Below are 20,316 nucleotides of genomic sequence, written 5' to 3' on the forward strand. Positions count from 1 at the left end.
GGATTAGCCATGGCTTACAGTGACAAGGTCATCGACCACTACGAAAACCCGCGCAACGTCGGCAAGCTCAATGCCGAAGACCCGGATGTCGGCACCGGCATGGTCGGTGCTCCCGCTTGCGGCGACGTGATGCGCCTGCAGATCAAGGTCAACGAGCAGGGCGTCATCGAAGACGCCAAGTTCAAGACCTACGGCTGCGGTTCCGCCATCGCCTCCAGCTCCCTCGCCACCGAGTGGATGAAGGGCAAGACGCTGGACGAGGCCGAATCCATCAAGAACACCACCATCGCCGAAGAGCTGGCCCTGCCGCCAGTGAAGATCCACTGCTCGGTGCTCGCCGAGGACGCCATCAAGGCGGCCGTGCGCGACTACAAGCAGAAGAAAGGTCTGCTCTGAAGCGATTCGTTGAGTAAGGAGTTCCCATGGCCATCAGCATGACCGAATCCGCCGCCAACCATGTTCGCCGTTCTCTCGAAGGGCGCGGCAAGGGTGAGGGCATTCGTCTTGGCGTGCGCACCACCGGGTGTTCCGGGCTGGCCTATGTGCTGGAGTTCGTTGACGAACTGGCAGCCGAGGACCAGGTCTTCGAGAGCCACGGCGTGAAGGTCATCATCGACCCGAAAAGCCTGGTCTACCTCGACGGTACCGAGTTGGACTTCACCAAGGAAGGCCTCAACGAGGGCTTCAAGTTCAACAACCCGAACGTGCGCGGTGAGTGTGGCTGCGGCGAAAGCTTCAACGTCTGAGGTCGGGTGTGGGTAGTCCCTGTCACTTCGCGCTGTTCGATTTGCAGCCGGGCTTCCGGATCGATCTGGAAGCCCTTGGCAACCGCTACCGCGAGCTGGTGCGGACGGTCCATCCGGATCGCTTCGCCGATGCTTCCGAGCGCGAGCAGCGACTGGCGCAGTCCAAGGCTGCCGAGCTCAACGATGCCTACCAGACGCTGAAGAGCGTGCCGCGTCGTGCCCTGTACTTGCTGGCGTTGCGCGGCGATGCGTTGCCGCTGGAGGCCACGGTACAGGATCCGGAATTCCTGCTGCAGCAGATGCAGCTGCGCGAGGACCTGGAAGACCTGCAGGACAGCGCCGATCTCGATGGCGTGGCGCAGTTCAAGCGTCAGTTGAAATCCGCCCAGCAGCGTCTGGAAGAGGATTTCGCCGATTGCTGGGACGATACCGGTCGCCGTGAGTTGGCCGAGCGTCTGGTTCGCCGCATGCAGTTCCTCGACAAGCTGGCGCAGGAAGTGCGGCAGCTCGAAGAGCGACTCGACGATTAATCCGCGCGGCCCGTGCCGCGCCCGATAGCCTGATTAGAAACCGCATGGCCCTACTGCAGATCGCCGAGCCCGGACAAAGTCCCCAGCCACACCAGCGTCGCCTGGCGGTGGGGATCGACCTGGGTACCACGAATTCCCTGGTCGCTGCCGTGCGCAGCGGCGTCGCAGCACCCTTGCCCGATGATCGCGGCGAAGTGATCCTGCCGTCTGCGGTGCGTTACCTCGCCGATCGCATCGAGGTGGGCGAGAACGTTCGCGCCACCGCCTCGCAAGACCCGCTGAACTCCATCATTTCGGTGAAGCGCCTGATGGGGCGCGGCCTGGAGGATGTGAAGCAGCTGGGCGGCCAACTGCCGTACCGCTTTACCCAGGGCGAATCGCACATGCCCTTCATCGAGACCGTCCAGGGCGCCAAGAGCCCGGTGGAAGTCTCGGCGGAAATTCTCCGCGTCCTGCGCCAGCGCGCCGAGTTGACCCTGGGTGGCGAACTGGTGGGCGCAGTGATCACCGTTCCCGCTTATTTCGACGACGCCCAGCGCCAGGCCACCAAGGACGCCGCGCGTCTGGCCGGCCTGCACGTGCTGCGCCTGCTCAACGAGCCGACCGCTGCGGCGGTCGCCTACGGCCTCGACAAGAACGCCGAGGGCGTGGTCGCCATCTATGACCTGGGTGGCGGTACTTTCGACATTTCCATCCTGCGCCTGACCCGTGGCGTCTTCGAAGTCCTGGCTACCGGCGGTGATACCGCGCTGGGTGGCGATGACTTCGACCATGCCATCGCCGGCTGGATCATCGAGCAGTCCGGGGTCTCGGCTGATCTGGATCCGGGCGCCCAGCGTCGCCTGCTGCAGGCTGCCTGTGCGGCGAAGGAAGCGCTGACCGACTGCGCCAGCGTGGCCGTTGCTTATGACAGCTGGTCTGGTGAGCTGACCCGCACCCAGCTTGAGGCCCTGATTGATCCGCTGATCCAGCGCAGCCTCAAGTCCTGCCGTCGCGCAGTCCGTGATTCCGGTGTCGAGCTGGAAGAAGTCAGCGCTGTCGTCATGGTTGGCGGCTCGACCCGCGTACCTCGTGTGCGCGAACTGGTGGGCGACCTGTTCGCTCGCGACCCGCTGACCGACATCGATCCGGACCAGGTCGTCGCCATTGGCGCGGCCATCCAGGCTGATGCCCTGGCCGGCAACAAGCGCGGCGAAGAGCTGCTGCTGCTGGACGTGATTCCCCTGTCGCTCGGCCTGGAAACCATGGGCGGGCTGATGGAGAAGGTGATCCCGCGCAACACCACCATTCCGGTAGCGCGCGCCCAGGAGTTCACCACCTACAAGGACGGCCAGACGGCCATGATGATTCATGTGCTGCAAGGCGAGCGCGAGCTGGTCAAGGACTGCCGGTCCCTGGCGCGCTTCGAGTTGCGTGGCATTCCGCCGATGGTGGCCGGCGCGGCAAAGATCCGCGTCAGCTTCCAGGTCGACGCCGATGGCCTGCTGGGTGTGTCCGCCCGTGAATTGTCCTCGGGCGTCGAGGCGAGCATCCAGGTCAAGCCGTCCTACGGCCTGACCGACGGCGAAATCGCCCGCATGCTGCAGGATTCCTTCCAGTATGCCGGCGATGACCTTGCTGCCCGCGCCCTGCGCGAACAGCAGGTCGAGGCCCAGCGTCTGCTGGAGGCCGTGCAGTCGGCGCTGGACGCCGACGGCGAGCGCCTGCTGGAGGCCGACGAGCGCCTGGTCATCGATGCTGGCATGGACTCGCTGCGCGAGCTGGCCACCGGCAGCGATACCGTCGCCATCGAACAACAGATCAAGCGTCTGTCCCAGCTGACCGACGCCTTTGCCGCGCGCCGTATGGACGCCACCGTCAAAGCCGCACTGGCCGGTCGCCGGCTCAACGAAATCGAGGAATAAGCGAAGATGCCGCAGATTGTCTTTCTGCCCCACGCCGAACACTGCCCCGAAGGCGCGGTGATCGAAGCCCAGCCGGGCGAAACCATCATGAAGGCGGCGCTGCGCAACGGCATCGAGATCGAACACGCCTGTGAGATGTCCTGTGCCTGCACCACCTGCCACGTGATCGTGCGCGAGGGCTTCAACTCGATGGAAGGCTCCGACGAGCTGGAAGACGACATGCTGGACAAGGCCTGGGGTCTGGAGGCGGATTCGCGCCTGTCCTGCCAGGCCGTGGTCGGCGAGACCGATCTGGTGGTGGAAATTCCGAAATACACCATCAACCAGGTGTCCGAAGGTCACTGAGGCGGAGCGTTCGCATGAGTCTGAAATGGGTTGATGTGCTCGAAATCGCCATCCAGCTGGCCGAGTCCCAGCCGGACGTCGATCCGCGCTACGTGAATTTCGTCGATCTGCACCGCTGGGTGCTGGCATTGCCGGAGTTCAGCGACGATCCTTCCCGTGGCGGGGAAAAGGTCCTGGAGGCCATCCAGGCTGCCTGGATCGAAGAAGCCGACTGAAAGCGGCGGCAGGCGGCGGGCCTTAGGCTGCAGGCAAAATCAATAGCCACCCTGCGCCTGCAGCCTAGGGCCTGCTGCCTGAAGCCGCCCTTATGCTTTTCCCCGAACCCGCGTATAATTCGCGGGTTTTATCTTTAGGTGAGCTGTCGAAAATTTCCTCAGGGGAATTTTCCAGCCGCCGGCCCTGTCGCAGTCGGGCCGGTTTCGCGGCTGCCGCCCATCGGGCGTGGCGCGCGGCAAACCCTAGAATCGCAGGAGCTCCTGGCCACGCCAGGGGCTTCTTGGCATTACCAACCTTGCTTTTTCGGAGTTATTTCCATGGCCCTGCAACGTACCTTCTCCATCATCAAGCCCGACGCCGTTTCCAAGAACGTCATCGGCGAAATCCTGACCCGCTTCGAGAAAGCCGGCCTGCGCGTTGTCGCTTCCAAGATGGTTCAGCTGTCCGAGCGCGAAGCTGGCGGTTTCTACGCCGAGCACAAAGAGCGCCCCTTCTTCAAGGACCTGGTTTCCTTCATGACTTCCGGCCCGGTCGTTGTCCAGGTTCTGGAAGGCGAAGACGCCATCCTGCGCAACCGTGAACTGATGGGCGCCACCGATCCGAAGAAAGCCGACGCCGGCACCATCCGCGCCGACTTCGCTGTTTCCATCGACGAGAACGCCGTACACGGTTCCGACTCGGAAGCTTCCGCTGCTCGCGAAATCGCTTACTTCTTCTCCAGCACCGAGGTGTGCGAGCGCATTCGCTGATAACGGCGAATGAGCGAGGGTGAATCCATGACTGATACCGCTGTAAAGGCCAACCTGCTGGGCATGACCAAGCCCCAGCTCGAGGAATTCTTCGAGTCCATCGGTGAAAAGCGCTTCCGCGCCGGCCAGGTGATGCAATGGATTCACCACTTTGGCGCTGTCGAATTCAGCGCCATGACGAACGTCGGCAAGGCCTTGCGCGAAAAGCTCGAGGCCGTTGCCGAAATTCGTCCTCCGGAGATCGTCAGCCAGGACATTTCCGCTGACGGTACCCGCAAGTGGGTAGTGCGCGTGGCCTCGGGCAGCTGCGTCGAGACCGTGTACATCCCGCAAGGCGGTCGCGGCACCCTGTGCGTGTCGTCGCAGGCCGGTTGCGCGCTGGACTGCAGCTTCTGCTCCACCGGCAAGCAAGGCTTCAACAGCGACCTGACCTCCGCCGAGATCATCGGCCAGGTGTGGATCGCCAACCAATCGTTCGGGACCATCCCGGGCAAGATCGACCGTGCCATCACCAACGTGGTGATGATGGGCATGGGCGAGCCGCTGCTGAACTTCGACAACGTCGTGACTGCCATGAGCATCATGATGGAAGACCTCGGCTACGGTATTTCCAAGCGCAAGGTGACCCTGTCCACCTCTGGCGTGGTGCCGATGATCGACAAGCTCGCCGAGGTGACCGACGTGTCCCTGGCCCTGTCGCTGCATGCGCCCAACGACGAGCTGCGCAACAAGCTGGTGCCGATCAACAAGAAGTACCCGCTCGAGATGCTGCTCGACTCCTGCTATCGCTACATCACGCGTCTGGGCAAGGAACGCGTGCTGACGATCGAGTACACCCTGCTGGCCGGCGTCAACGACCAGCCCGAGCATGCTGAGCAACTGATCGCACTGCTCAAGGATTTCCCTTGCAAGATCAACCTGATTCCGTTTAATCCGTTCCCGCATTCCGGTTACGAGCGGCCGAGCAACAATGCCATCCGCCGATTCCAGGACATGCTGCACAAGAGCGGCTTCAACGTGACTGTTCGTACCACCCGCGGCGACGATATCGACGCCGCCTGTGGTCAATTGGTGGGCCAGGTGATGGACCGCACCCGCCGTAGCGAACGTTACATTGCCGTACGACAACTGGCTGCGGACGCCGACCAGGCCCCGACCAACGCCAATCGAAACTGACTAGGGAGGATTCCGATGACCCTGCGCGCCGCGCTGTGCTTACTGTTGGCAACCGTGCTGACGGGTTGCGTGACGACTGGTAAACAGGATCCTCTGAAGACCGAGAAGGGCCGGGACGAGGCGCGCGACGCCTACATCCAGCTCGGCATCGGCTACCTGCAAATGGGCAATACCGAGCAGGCCAAGGTGCCGCTGCGGCAGGCCTTGGATATCGATTCGTCCAGCGCCGATGCCCATGCTGCGCTGGCTGTCGTCTATCAGACCGAGATGGAGCCGAAGCTCGCGGAAACCGAGTTCCGCAAGGCGCTCTCGGCGCGCTCTGGTGATGCACGTATTCTGAACAACTACGCCAGCTTCCTTTTCGAGCAGAAGCGCTATCAGGAAGCCTACGACACCTACATGAAGGCCACAGACGACGGCCTTTATTCCGAGCGTTCGCGGATTTTCGAGAACCTCGGCCTGGTCAGCATGAAGCTCAACAAGCGCGCAGAGGCCAAGGAATTCTTCGAGAAGGCTGTGCGCCTGAACCGGAATACTCCCGGCGCGCTGATCGAGCTGGCGGACCTGAACTACCAGGATCGCGAGTACGTGCCGTCCCGCGCATTCTATGAGGAATACCTCAAGCAAGGCCCGCAGACTGCGCGTAGCCTGCTGCTGGGGATTCGACTGGCAAAGATTTTCGACGACCGGGATACCGCTGCCAGCTACGGGCTGCAACTCAAGCGCCTGTATCCCGCATCTCCTGAATACCAGGCATACCAGGCGGATAAATGATGAATACGTCGCAGCCCGATGTTATCGGCACGACCCGCGCCAATCCTGGCGAGACCCTGCGCCAGGCGCGCGAGAACAAGGGCTGGAGCACCGCGCAGGTGGCCGGCCAGCTGAACCTGACCGAAAATGCCTTGCGCCAGCTGGAACAGGGTTCGTTCGAACAGTTGCCGGGGCATACCTTCGCCCGCGGCTATATCCGTGCCTACGCCAAACTGCTGGGCATGGACCAGGCCCAGATGGTCACCGCCTTCGACCAGTACACCGGTACCGATGCCAGCGGCAGCAACGTCCAGGCGCTGGGGCGTGTCGTTGAGCCCGTGCGGCTGTCGCGCAATCTGCTGCGCCTGTTCAGTTTGGTCCTGCTGGCCGTGCTCATCGGCTTCGGCTACTTCTGGTGGCAGGAGCGCTCTGCTCGCCCGGCCGAGACCGGCAGCCTGAACATGGAGCATGTCGAAGTCGAGAGCGCCGACGGCACCACCGAGATCCATACGCTTGACGAGCCGGAAGACCAGGCCGTCGCCGAGGACCAGGCCAATACTCCGCCAGCACCGACCGAGCCGGCCGGCGACAACGGCAGCGCCGAGGCTCCGCTCGAGACTGCACCGTCGACCGCAACGACTCCGGCCACCCCGGGCGTGCCGGCTGCTGCCGAAACCGCTCCCGCCGTCCAGGCTCCAGCAACTCCGGCCCAGCAACCGACTGCCCAGCAGCCTGTCGCGCCGGCCAGTCCGGTTGCCCCGGTGGCTCCGACGGAGGCGCCTGCCGCTCCGGTGGTCGCTTCCGCCGGTCAGGGCGTGGTCAAGGTTCAGTTCAGCGCGGATTGCTGGACCCAGGTGACCGATGCCGACGGCAAGGTCGTCCTCGAGGGCCTCAAGCGCAAGGGCGAATCACTGGAAGTCGCCGCCAAGGCGCCGGTCCAGCTGCGTCTTGGCTTCGCCCAGGGCGCCCAGGTCAGCTACAACGGCCAGCCGGTCGAAGTCACACCGGCGCGTGGTGGTACCGCACGCCTGAAGTTGGGTGGACAGTAAGATGCATTGCGAGTCTCCGATCAAACGTCGCCTGTCCCGCAAGATCTGGGTAGGCAACGTGCCGGTGGGTGGGGACGCCCCCATCGCCGTGCAGAGCATGACCAACACCGACACCCTGGACGTGGCTGCCACCGTGGCTCAGATCCGTCGTCTGGAAGACGCCGGTGCTGACATTGTCCGCGTCTCCGTGCCGGACATGGACGCCGCCGAGGCGTTCGGCAAGATCAAGCAGCAGGTGAAGGTCCCGCTGGTTGCCGATATCCACTTCGACTACAAGATCGCCTTGCGCGTGGCCGAATTGGGTGTCGACTGCCTGCGCATCAACCCGGGCAACATCGGTCGCGAAGACCGGGTAAAGGCCGTGGTGGATGCTGCCCGCGAGCGCAATATCCCGATCCGTATCGGCGTCAACGCCGGCTCCCTGGAGAAGGACCTGCAGAAGAAGTACGGCGAGCCGACCCCCGAGGCATTGCTGGAATCGGCCATGCGCCATGTCGATCACCTCGACCGCCTGGACTTCCAGAACTTCAAGGTCAGTGTGAAGGCCTCCGACGTGTTCATGGCCGTGGCCGCCTACCGGCTGCTGGCCAAGCAGATCGAGCAACCCCTGCACCTGGGTATCACCGAAGCCGGTGGCCTGCGCTCGGGCACCGTGAAATCGGCGGTGGGCCTGGGCATGCTGCTGGCCGAAGGCATCGGCGATACCATCCGCATCTCGCTGGCCGCCGACCCGGTGGAAGAGATCAAGGTCGGCTTCGATATCCTCAAGTCGCTGCGCCTGCGCTCCCGTGGCATCAACTTCATCGCCTGCCCGAGCTGCTCGCGGCAGAACTTCGATGTGGTGAAGACCATGAACGAGCTGGAAGGCCGCCTGGAGGACCTGCTGGTGCCGCTGGACGTCGCCGTGATCGGCTGCGTGGTCAACGGCCCGGGCGAAGCCAAGGAAGCCCATATCGGCCTTACCGGTGGTACGCCGAGCAACCTGATCTACATCGACGGCAAGCCGGCGCAGAAGCTGCAGAACGATAACCTGGTGGATGAGCTGGAACGGCTGATCCGCGAAAAAGCGGCCGAGAAGGCCGAGGCCGACGCCGCACTCATCGTGCGCGGCTGACCGCAACAAGGATCCTAAGTGAGCAAGTCCCTGCAAGCCATCCGTGGCATGAACGACATTCTGCCGGACCAGACCCCGGCCTGGCGCTATCTGGAACGTACCTTCGCCGGCCTGCTGGACAGCTACGGCTACAGCGAGATCCGCCTGCCGATCCTCGAGTTCACCGAGCTCTTCGCTCGCGGTATCGGTGAAGGTACTGATGTGGTCGACAAGGAGATGTACACCTTCCTCGACCGCAATGGCGAATCCCTGACCATGCGCCCGGAAGGCACTGCGGGCTGCGTGCGCGCCGTGCTGGAGCATGGTCTGTCCGGCGGTGGCCAGGTGCAGAAGCTCTGGTACACCGGCCCGATGTTCCGCTACGAGAAGCCGCAGAAGGGCCGCTATCGCCAGTTCCACCAGATTGGTGTGGAAGTCTTCAACCTGCCCGGCCCGGACATCGACGCCGAGCTGATCATCCTTACCTGGCGCCTGTGGCAGAAGCTGGGCATGGCCGATGCCGTGACCCTGCAACTGAACACCCTGGGCTCCAGCGAAGCCCGTGCGCGCTATCGCGATGACCTGGTGGCCTACCTGCAGGAGCGCTTCGAGCAGCTGGACGAAGACAGCCAGCGCCGCATGACCACCAACCCGTTGCGCATCCTCGACAGCAAGGTGGAGAGCACCCAGGCCCTGCTGGTCGGTGCGCCGAGCCTGCACGACTACCTGGACGAAGAATCGATCGCCCACTTCGAGGGCCTGAAGGCCCGCCTGGATGCGGTCGGCCTGCGCTACGAGATCAACCAGAAGCTGGTTCGCGGCCTGGATTACTACTGCCGCACCGCTTTCGAATGGGTCACTGACAAGCTCGGTGCCCAGGGCACCGTTTGCGGCGGGGGCCGCTACGACGGCCTGGTCAGCCAGTTCGGCGGCAAGCCGACGCCGGGCGTGGGCTTCGCCATGGGCGTGGAGCGCCTGGTGCTGCTGCTGGATACCCTGGGTGTGGTCCCGGCTGAATTGAACCGTCCGGCCGACCTCTACGTCTGTGCCTTCGGCGAGCCGGCAGAGCTGGCTGCGCTGGCCCTGGCGGAGAAGCTGCGTGAAGCCATCCCGGGGCTGCGCCTGCTGGTCAACGCCGGTGCCGGCAGCTTCAAGAGCCAGTTCAAGAAGGCCGACAAGAGCGGCGCACAGTTCGCAATGATTCTGGGTGACGACGAACTGGCCAACCGCGTGGTAGGTTTCAAGCCCCTGCGTGGCGAGGGCGAACAACAGAACATCGCCTGGGATGCTCTGCCCGAGCACCTGGCTGCCTGCCTCCAGCAGGCTTGAATCGAGCGGATAGGAGTATTGGGGTGAGTAACCGTACCGAAGAAGAACAGATCGCTGACATCAAGGACTGGTGGCAGCGTAACGGCATGCCCCTGCTGACCGGCGCCGCTCTGGCGCTGATCGTGGTGTTCGGCTGGCAGGCCTGGAAAAAGTACCAGACCAACCAGTCCCAGGGCGCTTCGACCATTTATCAGGCCCTGCTGGAAACCGCGCTGAACCCGACCGGCAAGCCCGACACCGCCAAGGTCGCCGAGCTCGCTGGCAAGCTGAACACCGACTTCGCCGGCACTCCGTACGCCCAGTACGGCCGCCTGTTCGTCGCCAAGGTCGCGGTGGACAGCGGCAAGCTGGATGACGCCGTCCTTGAGCTCAAGGCGGTAGTCGACAAGCCAGTTGACGCAACCCTCGGCGAGCTGGCCCGCCAGCGCCTGGCACGTGTCCTGGCTGCCCAGGGCAAGGCCGAAGACGGCCTGAAGCTGCTCGACGGCACCGTCGACAAAGCCTACGTTGCTACCCGCGAAGAACTGCGCGGCGACCTGCTGCTGCAGCTCAAGCGCAATGACGACGCGCGCGTCGCCTACGAGAAGGCCAAGGCTGCCCTGCCGGAAGATGCCGCCGTCGGCGCCCTGCAGATGAAACTCGACGACCTGGCCAAGGGAGACGCCTGAGATGTTGCGTTGGAAACACGTTGCACTGCTGGCACTGACCCTGATGGCTGTGGGTTGCAGCAGCAATAGCAAGAAAGAACTGCCGCCGGCCGAACTGACCGATTTCAAGGAAGAGGTTCGCCTGGAGAAACAGTGGAGCCGTTCGGTCGGTGACGGCCAGGGCGACCTGTACAACCTGCTCGAGCCTGCCGTCGATGGCCAGACCATCTACGCCGCGTCTGCCGAAGGCCGTGTCATGGCCATGCAGCGTGAAACGGGCGAAGTACTGTGGAAGAAAGATCTCGACCTGCCGATCTCCGGCGCCGTCGGCGTGGGCAGCGGCATGGTCCTGCTAGGCACTCTGCGTGGTGACGTGATCGCCCTGGATTCCGGCTCGGGTGAGCAGAAGTGGCGCGCCAAGGTCACCAGCGAAGTGCTGGCCGCTCCGGCCACCAACGGCGACGTGGTGGTGGTGCAGACCCAGGACGACAAGCTGATCGGCTTCGACGCTTCTACCGGCAACCAGCGCTGGATCTACGAAGGTACTGTCCCGGTGCTGACCCTGCGTGGCACCGGCGCTCCGCTGATCGCCGGCCGTCTGGCGCTGGCCGGCCTGGCCAGCGGCAAGGTCGTTGCCGTGGACGTCGAGCGTGGCCTGCCGGTGTGGGAACAGCGCGTTGCCATCCCGCAAGGCCGTTCCGAACTGGACCGCGTCGTCGACATCGACGGCGGTCTGCTGCTGGTCGACAACGTACTCTACGTGGCCAGCTACCAGGGCCGCGCCGCGGCGCTGGACGTAGGCACCGGCCGTGTACTCTGGCAGCGTGAGGCTTCCAGCTACGTCGGCGTGGCCGAAGGTACTGGCAGCGTGTTCATCAGCCAGGCCAGCGGCACCGTGGAAAGCCTCGATTCCCGTGGTTCGTCCTCGCTGTGGAGCAACGATGCACTGGCTCGCCGCCAGCTGTCCGCTCCGGCCGTGCTGTCGAGCAACGTGGTCGTCGGTGACCTGGAAGGTTACGTGCACCTGCTGAGCCAGGTGGACGGTCGTTTCGTTGGCCGCGAGAAGGTCGACGGTGACGGCGTGCGGGTTCGCCCGCTGGTAGTCGGCAGCTGGATGTACGTGTTCGGCAACAGCGGTAAGCTGGCCGCCTACACGATTCGCTAAGCTGAGTGTTACTGCCGGCCACTGCCGTGAAAAACGGCAGCGGCCGTCGTGTTTTCTGAAAATCAAATTTCCTGGAGAGCCGCATGGTTCCCGTTATAGCCCTGGTGGGCCGCCCGAACGTCGGCAAGTCCACCCTGTTCAACCGCCTGACCCGCACCCGTGACGCCATCGTCGCCGAGTACGCAGGTCTGACCCGCGACCGCCAGTACGGCGAGGCCAAGTGGCAGGGCAAGAAATTCATCGTCATCGATACCGGCGGTATCTCCGGTGACGAAGAGGGTATCGACGCCAAGATGGCCGAGCAGTCGCTGCAGGCCATCGAAGAGGCCGATGCCGTCCTGTTCATGGTCGATTCCCGCGCCGGCCTTACCGCTGCCGATGAGATGATCGGCGAGCACCTGCGCAAGAAGAACAAGCGCACCTACCTGGTGGCCAACAAGGTCGACACCGTCGATCCGGACATCGCCCGCGCCGAGTTCAGCCCGCTGGCCCTGGGCCATGCGATCCCGATTGCCGCCGCCCACGGCCGTGGCATCACCCAGATGTTGCAGGAAGCCCTGGGCGAGATGTTCGCTCCGGAGCCCGAGGCGCCGGAAGACAACGACCTGCCCAGCGAGCTGGAAGAGGTTGCCGAGGGTGAGGAAGCCAAGCGCATCCCCGGCCCGAGCGAGAAGGATGGCATCAAGATCGCCATCATCGGTCGGCCCAACGTCGGCAAGTCCACCCTGGTCAACCGCATGCTCGGTGAAGAGCGGGTGATCGTCTACGATCAGGCCGGCACCACCCGCGACAGCATCTACATTCCCTTCGAGCGCAACGAAGAGAAGTACACCCTGATCGACACCGCCGGCGTGCGCCGCCGCGGCAAGATCTTCGAGGCGGTGGAAAAGTTCTCCGTGGTGAAGACCCTGCAGGCGATCCAGGACGCCAACGTGGTCATCTTCGTCATGGACGCGCGCGAAGGCGTGGTCGAGCACGACCTCAACCTGCTCGGCTTCGTGCTGGAAACCGGCCGCGCGCTGGTCATCGCGCTGAACAAGTGGGATGGCATGGAATCGGCCGAGCGCGACTACGTGAAGACCGAGCTCGAGCGCCGGCTGATGTTCGCCGACTTCGCCGACATTCACTTCATCTCCGCCCTGCACGGTACCGGTGTCGGCCACCTGTACAAGTCGGTGCAGGACTCCTTCCGCTCCGCGGTGACCCGCTGGCCCACCAGCAAGCTCACGCAGATTCTGGAAGACGCCATCCAGGTCCACCAGCCGCCGATGGTCAACGGCCGCCGCATCAAGCTGCGCTATGCGCACCTGGGTGGCGCCAACCCGCCGTTGATCGTGATCCACGGCAACCAGGTGGACGCGGTGCCCAAGGCCTATACGCGTTACCTGGAGAAGACCTTCCGCCGCGTGCTGAAGCTGGTCGGTACGCCGATCCGCATCGAGTACAAGGGTGGCGACAACCCGTTCGAGGGCAAGAAGACTCAGCTCACCGATCGCCAGGTCAACAAGAAGCGCCGCCTGATGTCGCACCACAAGAAGGCCGAGAAGAAGAAGAAGGACAAACGTAAATAACGTCTTTCGGGCTTCAGGCCGCAGGCTACAGGCGATAAGCTGGGGCATCCCTTGCCGCCTGAAGCTTGTCGCCTGTAGCCATGATTGCCAGCAAACTGCCGAATGTCGGCACCACCATCTTCACCCGCATGTCCCAGCTCGCCGCACAAAGCGGAGCGCTGAACCTCTCCCAGGGCTTCCCGGACTTCCCCGGCCCGGCTCCGTTGCTCGAAGCCGTCGGCCGCCACGTCATGGCCGGACACAACCAGTACAGCCCGATGACCGGCCTGCCGGCACTGCGCGAACAGGTCGCGATCAAGGTTGCCAGCCTCTATGGCCGCCAGGTCAGCGCCGACGCTGAAGTAACCATCGTTCCCGGCGCTACCGAGGGCATCTTCTGTGCGGTGCAGGCACTGATCCGCGCCGGCGACGAGGCCATCGTCCTCGACCCCTGCTATGACAGCTACGAGCCTTCGGTGGAACTGGCCGGCGGGCGCTGTGTGCATGTCGCGCTGAGCCAGCCGGACTTCCGCATCGACTGGCAGCGTCTGGCCGATGCCATCACTCCGCGCACGCGCCTGATCTTCCTCAACAGCCCGCACAATCCCAGCGGCGCGCTGATCGACCGCGCCGACCTGGATCGCCTGGCCGAGCTGATTCGCGACCGCGAGATCTACGTCATCAGCGACGAGGTCTACGAGCACCTGGTCTACGACGGCGTGGAGCATGCCAGCGTGCTGGCCCATGACGAACTGTATCCGCGCGCCTTCGTCATCAGCTCCTTCGGCAAGACCTACCACGTCACCGGCTGGAAGACCGGCTACGTGGTGGCGCCGCCGGCGCTGTCGGCGGAGATGCGCAAGATCCACCAGTACGTGAACTTCTGCGGCGTGACCCCGCTGCAGCATGCGCTGGCCGACTTCATGGCGGCGCACCCCGAACACCTGCGCGAGCTGCCGGGCTTCTACCAGGCCAAGCGCGACCTGTTCTGCGACCTGCTGGACGGTTCGCGCTTCACCTTCCAGCGCGCTGCTGGCACCTATTTCCAGGTGGTGGACTACTCGGCGATCCGCCCGGACCTCGACGACGTCGCCATGTCCGAGTGGCTGACCCGCGAGCACGGCGTAGCCGCCATTCCGGTCTCAGTGTTCTACCAGCAGGCCCCGGCAGACATGCGCCTGGTGCGCTTCTGCTTCGCCAAGAAAGAGGAGACGCTGCGCCAGGCAGCGGAACGACTATGCGCGATCTGAGCCAACTGCCCGACCTCAAGCTTGCCCTGGTGCAGACCACCCTGGTCTGGCATGACGCCAAGGCCAATCGCGAGCGCTTCGACGCGCTGCTGGAGAGCGCCCGCGGCGCGGACGTGGTGATCCTCCCGGAGATGTTCACCACCGGATTCTCCATGGACTCCGAGGCATTGGCCGAAGCGGAGGAGGGCGCGACCTACGCCTGGCTGCGCGAGCAGGCTTCGAGGCTCGATGCCGTGGTCTGCGGCAGCGTGATCATCCGTGCCGCCGACGGCAGTCATCGCAACCGCCTGCTCTGGGCGCGCCCGGATGGCGAGATGCAGCACTACGACAAGCGCCACCTGTTCCGCATGGCCGGCGAGCACAAGCACTACACGCCGGGCGAGCAGCAGATACTGCTGGAATGGAAGGGCTGGCGGATTCGCCCGCTGGTCTGCTACGACCTGCGCTTCCCGGTGTGGAGCCGCGATGCCCAGGACACCGACCTGCTACTCTATACTGCCAACTGGCCGGCCGCGCGCCGGCAGCACTGGAACCGCCTGTTACCCGCGCGGGCTATTGAAAACCTCTGCTACGTCGCGGCGGTCAACCGTGTCGGCGAAGACGGCAAGGGCCATGCCTATTCCGGCGACAGTCAGGTGCTGGACTTCCAGGGCGACAACCTGCTGGCGGCCGGCAGTGCCGACGGGGTATTCCAGATCGCCCTGAATGCGGCGGAGCTGGCGGCCTACCGGGAACGCTTCCCGGCCAATCTCGATGCGGACGAGTTCGACATCCGTCGCTGAAGTCGTGCCTCGCTGAAATCAATCGCGGACGGAGTCCGCTCCTACGAAACTTGACACCGCGTAGGAGCGGACTCTGTCCGCGATGTTTTCGCCCCGCTCAATAAGCGCTGGCTGTGTTCAAGCGCTGGATCGCCTCGTCACTGAGCTTCAGGTCCACCGCTGCGATCAGGTCCGGCAACTGCTCAAGCTTCGATGCGCTGGCAATCGGTGCGGTGATGCTCGGGCGGGCCATCAGCCAGGCCAGGGAGACCTGTGCTGGCGTGGCATTCAGCTCGCCAGCCACTTCCTCCAGTGCATCGAGGATCGCGAAGCCGCGCGCGTTCATGAAGTTCTTCACCTTGTAACCGCGCACGCTGCTCTTGCCCAGGTCCGCCTCGCTGCGGTACTTGCCGGTGAGGAACCCCGCCGCCAGCGAGTAGAAACTGATGACGCCGAGACCCAGTTGTTGCACCGTGGGCTCCAGGTTGGTCTCGTAGTTGGCGCGATCGTAGAGGTTGTAGTTGGGCTGCAGGCTCTGGTAGTTCGGCAGCTTCAGACGTTCACACACCTCGCGCGCTTCGCGCAGGCGCCTGGCCTCCAGATTCGACGCGCCGATCACCCGCACCTTGCCGCTCTCTACTGCCTCGGCGAAGGCACCCATGGTTTCCTCCAGGGAGGTATGCGGGTCATCGCAGTGGGATTGGTAGAGGTCGATATAGTCAGTCTGCAGGCGCTTGAGCGAACGCCCCAGCGCCTGCTCGATGTAAACCGCCGACAGGCCCTTGTGGCCGTTGCCCATGTCCATGCCTACCTTGGTGGCGATCTGCACCTGGTTGCGCTTGCCGGTCTTCTTCAGCCATTTGCCGATCAGTGCTTCCGACTCGCCGCCATCGTGGCCGGGAGCCCAGCGCGAGTACACGTCCGCGGTGTCGATGCAGTTGAGTCCGGCGTCGAGCAGGGCGTCGAGCAGGCGAAAGGAGGTCGCTTCGTCGGCGGACCAGCCGAACACATTACCGCCGAACACCAGCGCGGGAATCTTCAGGCCCGATTGTCCGAGTTCGCGTGTACGCATCTGCTTTGCCTCCTCTGGGGTGTGCGAGAACCCTCAGTGTAGACGCCGCCTCTGGCCGCGCCGGGCGGAATAACCGGCAGCCGCCACCCAGCTGGTCTATCATGGCGGCCAGCCCAATTGCCGAGTGCCGAACATGACCACGACTCCCTATCTGCTGGACCAGCTGGAAACCGCCGACATGCTCTTGATCGACGGCCTGCATGCCTGGCAGTTCGAGCTCAACGAGGCACTACTGGACCAGGCGGACGCCGCCGCCAACGCCGGGCACCCCTTTGCCAGTGAAGACGTTGTCCTGCAGATCGAATCCATCGACGGCCGTGATCGCCGCGAATGGCGCTTCAGCTACAACCAGGTGATGGAGGCCAGCTATCAGGCCGAGGACGAGAGCTGGCTGCTCCACGCAGGCGAGCAGCAGCACCGCCTGTGTTGCCTGGGCGCGGTAACGGCCAGTGGCGACGACGAGTGAATGAACAAGGCCCCGAAAGGGGCCTTCTTCATTTCAGGGCCTTCAGAGCGCCAGCGGGTAGCTGGTGATGAAGCGCACCTCGTCATAATCGCTGGCGTAGCTGCTGCGCACGGTTGAGGTGCGCATCAGCAAGGACACTGACTTCAGTGGCCCGCCCTGGATGGTGTAGCCGATATCCGTGTCGCGCTCGTACTCGTGGCCATCGCTCTTGCCAGGGCGCGAGATATCGGTGCCCTTGGTATAGCGCGTCATCAGCGTCAGGCCCGGCAGGCCAAGACTGGCGAAGTCATAGTCGTAGCGCAGCTGGTAAGAGCGCTCCTGCGCCCAGAAGAAGCCGCCGTTGGTCACCCAGTTGACCAGATAGGGCTGTGGCGTGTTGCCCAGCAGCATGGGGAACATGTCCTCGCCCAGCATGCGCTGGTAGGTGGCCGATAGCGTGTGGCTGCCGTGTTTCACGCCCAGCCGCGCACCATAGGCACGGTTGTCGATGCGACCGGACAGCGCCTGCCCCGACTCCTCGTTGTGGAAGTAACTCAGGGTGCCGAGCAGCGCGGTGTTCTCGCCGACCGGCTGTTTGAAGTTGGCGCCGACATAGTGCTGGTCGTAGATGTCCTCGAGCTGGGCGAAGTAGTAGCTGGTGGACAGTCCAGGCGTCCACTGCGCATCGACGCCGCCCAGATTCAGCTTGTTGCTGTCCTGGCTGGCAGGACGCGTGGCCAGGTAGAACGACTCGCGGTCGCTGGAGGCGCGGGTGCTGGTATTCCATAGCTGCGCGGCGGTGAACTTGAAGCGCTCCGACTCCTTAGACTCCAGCATCACGCCCTGGAAGGTCTGTGGCAGCACGCGCACATCGTCCTGGAAGATCACCGGCAGGCGTGGCTCCAGCAGGCCAACTTTCAGCGTGGTCTTCGAATAGCGCAGCTTTAGCGTGGCGCCACCACGGCTGAAGTCATCCACCGGCTCGCCGGTCGTGCGGTCATAGGGCAGGTTGCTGTCGTTGCTGGTGCCGGCGCCGCCGTCGAGCTTCAAGGCGTAGAAACCGGTGAAGTCCATGCCGACACCGATGGTGCCTTCGCTAAAGCCCGAGCTGAAGCGTGCCAGCACCGCCTGCGACCAACTGCCCGCCTGGGACTGCGGAGCGTTGTCCTGGCGGTAATCGCGCAACATGTAGAAGTTGCGCAGCGAGGTGTCCAGGCGGCTGTCGTCGATCAGGTCGGCCTGGGCACAGAGGGGCAACAGCGCGCTGGAAAGCAGCGCACTGGCAAAGCGATTACGCAACATCGTCATCTCCTGAGCATCGTTCGCCGGGGCGCAGGGCGCCACGCCGGCGAACGGGCGTACGTCTTGTCGAGGCGGGCGCGATCAGTTCGCGGCGGCGGTGTTATCCAGCGATACCGCTTCAGGCTGGACTGTCTGCTCCTGGCCCAGGCTGCGGCGGAAGTGCTTGCGCCCGCTGCCCAGCAGCCACAGGCAGAGCAATCCGGCGAGGGTGACGATGATGCCGATGGAGGAGCCGACGGCTTTCGGGTCCTTGAAGTACTGGTCGGTGAGCAGCGCGACCAGGGTGGTGCCGACACCCAGGCCGATAAGGTTGGAGACCAGCAGGAACAGCGCCGACACCTGCGCGCGCAGGCGATTGGGTGTGAGCACCTGCATGGCGGCTGCCGAGGTGGAGATGCAGAAGGCGCAGAAGAACATCGCCGCGCCCATCAGCAGCACCGACAGCTGCAGGCTGCCGGCCGTCACCGAACCGATGACGAAGGGGATGGTGCAGGCGGCGCCGAGCATGCCGCTGATCAGCGCCGCATCGCTGCGCCCGCGCTTCTGCAGCACGTCCACCAGCCAGCCGGCGCAGAACACCCCGGCGGTGTTGAGCACCAGCAAAATGCCGCCGAGTATGTAGCCCACCTCCAGCGGCGACAGGCCGTACTGGCGGATGTACAGGGCCGGCGCCCAGCCCATCAGCGCGTACTGGCACATGGCGAAGAAGGAGAAACCCAGGTAGTGGCAGGCGAAGGTGGCGCGATGGCGCCCCAGGAAACGCAGCCCGTCACGAACCGTTGCCTTTTGCTCCCGATCGCCCAGCTTGCGCGCCGGGTCGCGGATGGTCAGCGCGATCAGCAGCGCCACCAGCACGCCGGGCAAGCCAACGATGAAGAACGCGATCTGCCAGGAACGCACCTGGCCCAACCAGCCCAGGTCGATGGCCGGTACGTCGCGCAGCGCCTCGATCACGTAGCCGCCGACCAGGAAGGCCAGGCCGCCGCCGAGGAAGGCGCCCATGGAGTACAGCCCCAGCGCGCGGCCGAGTTTTTCCTTGGGGAACAGGTCGGCGAGCATCAAGTAGGTCGCCGGGGTCAGCGCGGCTTCGCCGACGCCCACGCTCATGCGCGCGAGGAACATCTGCAGGAAGTTCTTCGACAGGCCGCACGCCGCGGTGGCGAAGCTCCAGAAGGCCACGCCGATGGCGATGATCCTGACCCGCGAGGAGCGATCGGCGAGGTAGGCAATGGGCAGGCCCATGAAGGCATAGAACAGCGAGAAGGCCAGCCCGCTGAGCAGGCTGAACTGGGTGTCGCTGATCTGCAGGTCGGCTTTGATCGGCTCGATCATCAGCGAGAGGATCTGCCGGTCAACGAAGGAGAAGATATACGCCACCATGCACAGCACGACGACATACCAGGAATAACGGGAAGTGTGGACGGATTGCGGGTGGGGAGATTGCGGGTTCACGGTTACTGGCTCCTGAAGCGGGTGAAGGCAGATGGCCAAGCACGTCGAGCTCGTTGTTGTTGTAGGTAACCAGGCGCCTCTGTACGCAAGGCAGGGGCGGCCGAAAGTGTCTGATTGCGTGACACGGTTTTTTGTTTGCCTGCCGCTTTCGCAGCAGTGCAGGCAAGACTAGGGAAGGGGGGAGCGGGGAGTAATCGGGGCGAGCCCCAGCATTGCGGAGACTTCCCCCTAGGGGGCTAGGGGGAATCTTTAGGTGATGTGCAGAGGGTGATTCAGATCAGCCCGAACAGCGCCAGGACAAAGGCACCGCCGAAGACCACGGCCATGACCGCGAGCAGGAACAGCAGGCTGACGCCGAAAGCACGCCAGTTGGAGGTGAACTGGCCACCCTGGGCCGCATGCTGCTCGACAGCTGCACCGGTGTGCTGCTTGGCGTAGTGATACATGCCGAAGACGGCGGCAATGTTGATGGGGGTGGCGGGGACGCTATCCGGCAGGAACATGCCCAGCAGGAAGATCGCAACGAGGGCGCCGATGCCGGTGATCCAGGCGTTGCGCACCTGAGCGTGGCGGCCCAGACGTTTGAGGTTCTGCGCGATGACCCAGGCTCCGGCGACCGGCGTGCCGAAGAAGGTGGCGATGCCCACGGCGGCGAGGCGGTAGAGCGGTTCGCCGGTGGCGACGGCCGGGCCATCCTGAAGTACCGCGGCGGGCGTCTGGAAGGGGTTGTCCTGTGGTGTATCGGTCATGTTTTCACTCCGTTGAAAACAGCCCCGGACGCA

22 protein-coding genes are annotated in these 20,316 nt (G+C 64.1%); 18 read left to right on the forward strand and 4 right to left on the reverse strand.

Features of this window, described 5'->3' with window-relative positions; all coding sequences use genetic code 11:
• Positions 1-9: 9 nt before the first annotated feature.
• From iscU to N5C91_RS06495, 17 genes are all read left to right on the forward strand, one after another.
• Positions 10-396, forward strand: a complete 387-nt coding sequence (gene iscU / locus N5C91_RS06415) for a Fe-S cluster assembly scaffold IscU (protein WP_015478505.1) — start codon at positions 10-12, stop codon at positions 394-396.
• A gap of 26 nt (positions 397-422) precedes the next feature.
• Positions 423-746, forward strand: a complete 324-nt coding sequence (iscA, locus tag N5C91_RS06420; RefSeq protein ID WP_017522292.1) for an iron-sulfur cluster assembly protein IscA — start codon at positions 423-425, stop codon at positions 744-746.
• Positions 747-754: 8 nt separating this feature from the next.
• Positions 755-1,276 carry a co-chaperone HscB gene (gene hscB, locus N5C91_RS06425; RefSeq protein ID WP_236174184.1) on the forward strand — a complete coding sequence of 174 codons (522 nt, stop codon included), beginning with the start codon at positions 755-757 and terminating at the stop codon, positions 1,274-1,276.
• 44 nt (positions 1,277-1,320) lie between these two features.
• On the forward strand, positions 1,321-3,180 hold the full coding sequence (gene hscA / locus N5C91_RS06430) for a Fe-S protein assembly chaperone HscA (protein WP_279828593.1): 1,860 nt from the start codon (positions 1,321-1,323) through the stop codon (positions 3,178-3,180).
• A gap of 6 nt (positions 3,181-3,186) precedes the next feature.
• Positions 3,187-3,525, forward strand: coding sequence for an ISC system 2Fe-2S type ferredoxin (fdx, locus tag N5C91_RS06435; protein ID WP_236174182.1), 339 nt, complete (start codon positions 3,187-3,189; stop codon positions 3,523-3,525).
• Between the two features lie 14 nt (positions 3,526-3,539).
• Entirely contained in the window at positions 3,540-3,740 is a 201-nt protein-coding gene (gene iscX / locus N5C91_RS06440) for a Fe-S cluster assembly protein IscX (RefSeq protein ID WP_236174181.1), read from the forward strand.
• Between the two features lie 318 nt (positions 3,741-4,058).
• Entirely contained in the window at positions 4,059-4,490 is a 432-nt protein-coding gene (gene ndk / locus N5C91_RS06445; RefSeq protein WP_024762960.1) for a nucleoside-diphosphate kinase, read from the forward strand.
• A gap of 27 nt (positions 4,491-4,517) precedes the next feature.
• A complete protein-coding gene (rlmN, locus tag N5C91_RS06450; RefSeq protein WP_236174180.1) occupies positions 4,518-5,666 on the forward strand; it encodes a 23S rRNA (adenine(2503)-C(2))-methyltransferase RlmN in 1,149 nt (382 codons plus the stop codon).
• A 15-nt stretch (positions 5,667-5,681) separates the two neighbouring features.
• Entirely contained in the window at positions 5,682-6,440 is a 759-nt protein-coding gene (gene pilW, locus N5C91_RS06455; RefSeq protein ID WP_236174179.1) for a type IV pilus biogenesis/stability protein PilW, read from the forward strand.
• The gene (locus N5C91_RS06460) at positions 6,437-7,468 is read left to right on the forward strand and encodes a RodZ family helix-turn-helix domain-containing protein (protein WP_236174178.1); all 1,032 of its coding nucleotides are present in this window, start codon (positions 6,437-6,439) and stop codon (positions 7,466-7,468) included. Before pilW ends, N5C91_RS06460 begins: the two co-directional genes overlap by 4 nt.
• A 1-nt stretch (position 7,469) precedes the next feature.
• Positions 7,470-8,582, forward strand: a complete 1,113-nt coding sequence (gene ispG, locus N5C91_RS06465) for a flavodoxin-dependent (E)-4-hydroxy-3-methylbut-2-enyl-diphosphate synthase (protein ID WP_017522283.1) — start codon at positions 7,470-7,472, stop codon at positions 8,580-8,582.
• Positions 8,583-8,600: 18 nt separating this feature from the next.
• Positions 8,601-9,890 (forward strand): histidine--tRNA ligase, encoded by a 1,290-nt coding sequence (hisS, locus tag N5C91_RS06470; protein WP_236199481.1) that lies wholly within the window; start codon positions 8,601-8,603, stop codon positions 9,888-9,890.
• Positions 9,891-9,913: 23 nt separating this feature from the next.
• Positions 9,914-10,558, forward strand: coding sequence for a tetratricopeptide repeat protein (locus tag N5C91_RS06475; protein WP_279828597.1), 645 nt, complete (start codon positions 9,914-9,916; stop codon positions 10,556-10,558).
• Between the two features lies 1 nt (position 10,559).
• The gene (gene bamB, locus N5C91_RS06480; protein ID WP_236174175.1) at positions 10,560-11,702 is read left to right on the forward strand and encodes an outer membrane protein assembly factor BamB; all 1,143 of its coding nucleotides are present in this window, start codon (positions 10,560-10,562) and stop codon (positions 11,700-11,702) included.
• 83 nt (positions 11,703-11,785) lie between these two features.
• Entirely contained in the window at positions 11,786-13,273 is a 1,488-nt protein-coding gene (gene der / locus N5C91_RS06485; RefSeq protein WP_045210518.1) for a ribosome biogenesis GTPase Der, read from the forward strand.
• 80 nt (positions 13,274-13,353) lie between these two features.
• Entirely contained in the window at positions 13,354-14,502 is a 1,149-nt protein-coding gene (locus N5C91_RS06490) for a pyridoxal phosphate-dependent aminotransferase (protein WP_279828602.1), read from the forward strand.
• Positions 14,490-15,284, forward strand: a complete 795-nt coding sequence (locus N5C91_RS06495; RefSeq protein ID WP_279828605.1) for an amidohydrolase — start codon at positions 14,490-14,492, stop codon at positions 15,282-15,284. The genes N5C91_RS06490 and N5C91_RS06495 overlap by 13 nt, the downstream gene beginning before the upstream one ends.
• A gap of 97 nt (positions 15,285-15,381) precedes the next feature.
• On the opposite strand, the gene N5C91_RS06500 is transcribed toward N5C91_RS06495, so the two are convergent.
• Positions 15,382-16,335, reverse strand: a complete 954-nt coding sequence (locus tag N5C91_RS06500) for an aldo/keto reductase (RefSeq protein ID WP_279828607.1) — start codon at positions 16,333-16,335, stop codon at positions 15,382-15,384.
• A gap of 133 nt (positions 16,336-16,468) precedes the next feature.
• Here N5C91_RS06500 and N5C91_RS06505 point away from each other — a divergent pair, with 133 nt between their 5' ends.
• Positions 16,469-16,801, forward strand: coding sequence for a DUF5629 family protein (locus tag N5C91_RS06505; RefSeq protein ID WP_236174171.1), 333 nt, complete (start codon positions 16,469-16,471; stop codon positions 16,799-16,801).
• A 42-nt stretch (positions 16,802-16,843) separates the two neighbouring features.
• On the opposite strand, the gene N5C91_RS06510 is transcribed toward N5C91_RS06505, so the two are convergent.
• From N5C91_RS06510 to N5C91_RS06520, 3 genes are all read right to left on the reverse strand, one after another.
• The gene (locus N5C91_RS06510; protein WP_279828610.1) at positions 16,844-18,082 is read right to left on the reverse strand and encodes an OprD family porin; all 1,239 of its coding nucleotides are present in this window, start codon (positions 18,080-18,082) and stop codon (positions 16,844-16,846) included.
• Positions 18,083-18,163: 81 nt separating this feature from the next.
• The gene (locus tag N5C91_RS06515; RefSeq protein WP_279828612.1) at positions 18,164-19,534 is read right to left on the reverse strand and encodes an MFS transporter; all 1,371 of its coding nucleotides are present in this window, start codon (positions 19,532-19,534) and stop codon (positions 18,164-18,166) included.
• A gap of 272 nt (positions 19,535-19,806) precedes the next feature.
• Positions 19,807-20,283: a hypothetical protein gene (locus tag N5C91_RS06520; RefSeq protein WP_279828614.1), complete on the reverse strand. Its 477-nt coding sequence runs from the start codon at positions 20,281-20,283 to the stop codon at positions 19,807-19,809.
• Between the last annotated feature and the right edge of the window lie 33 nt (positions 20,284-20,316).

The organism is Pseudomonas sp. GD03903 (assembly GCF_029840045.1).
Classification (GTDB): domain Bacteria; phylum Pseudomonadota; class Gammaproteobacteria; order Pseudomonadales; family Pseudomonadaceae; genus Pseudomonas; species Pseudomonas pseudonitroreducens.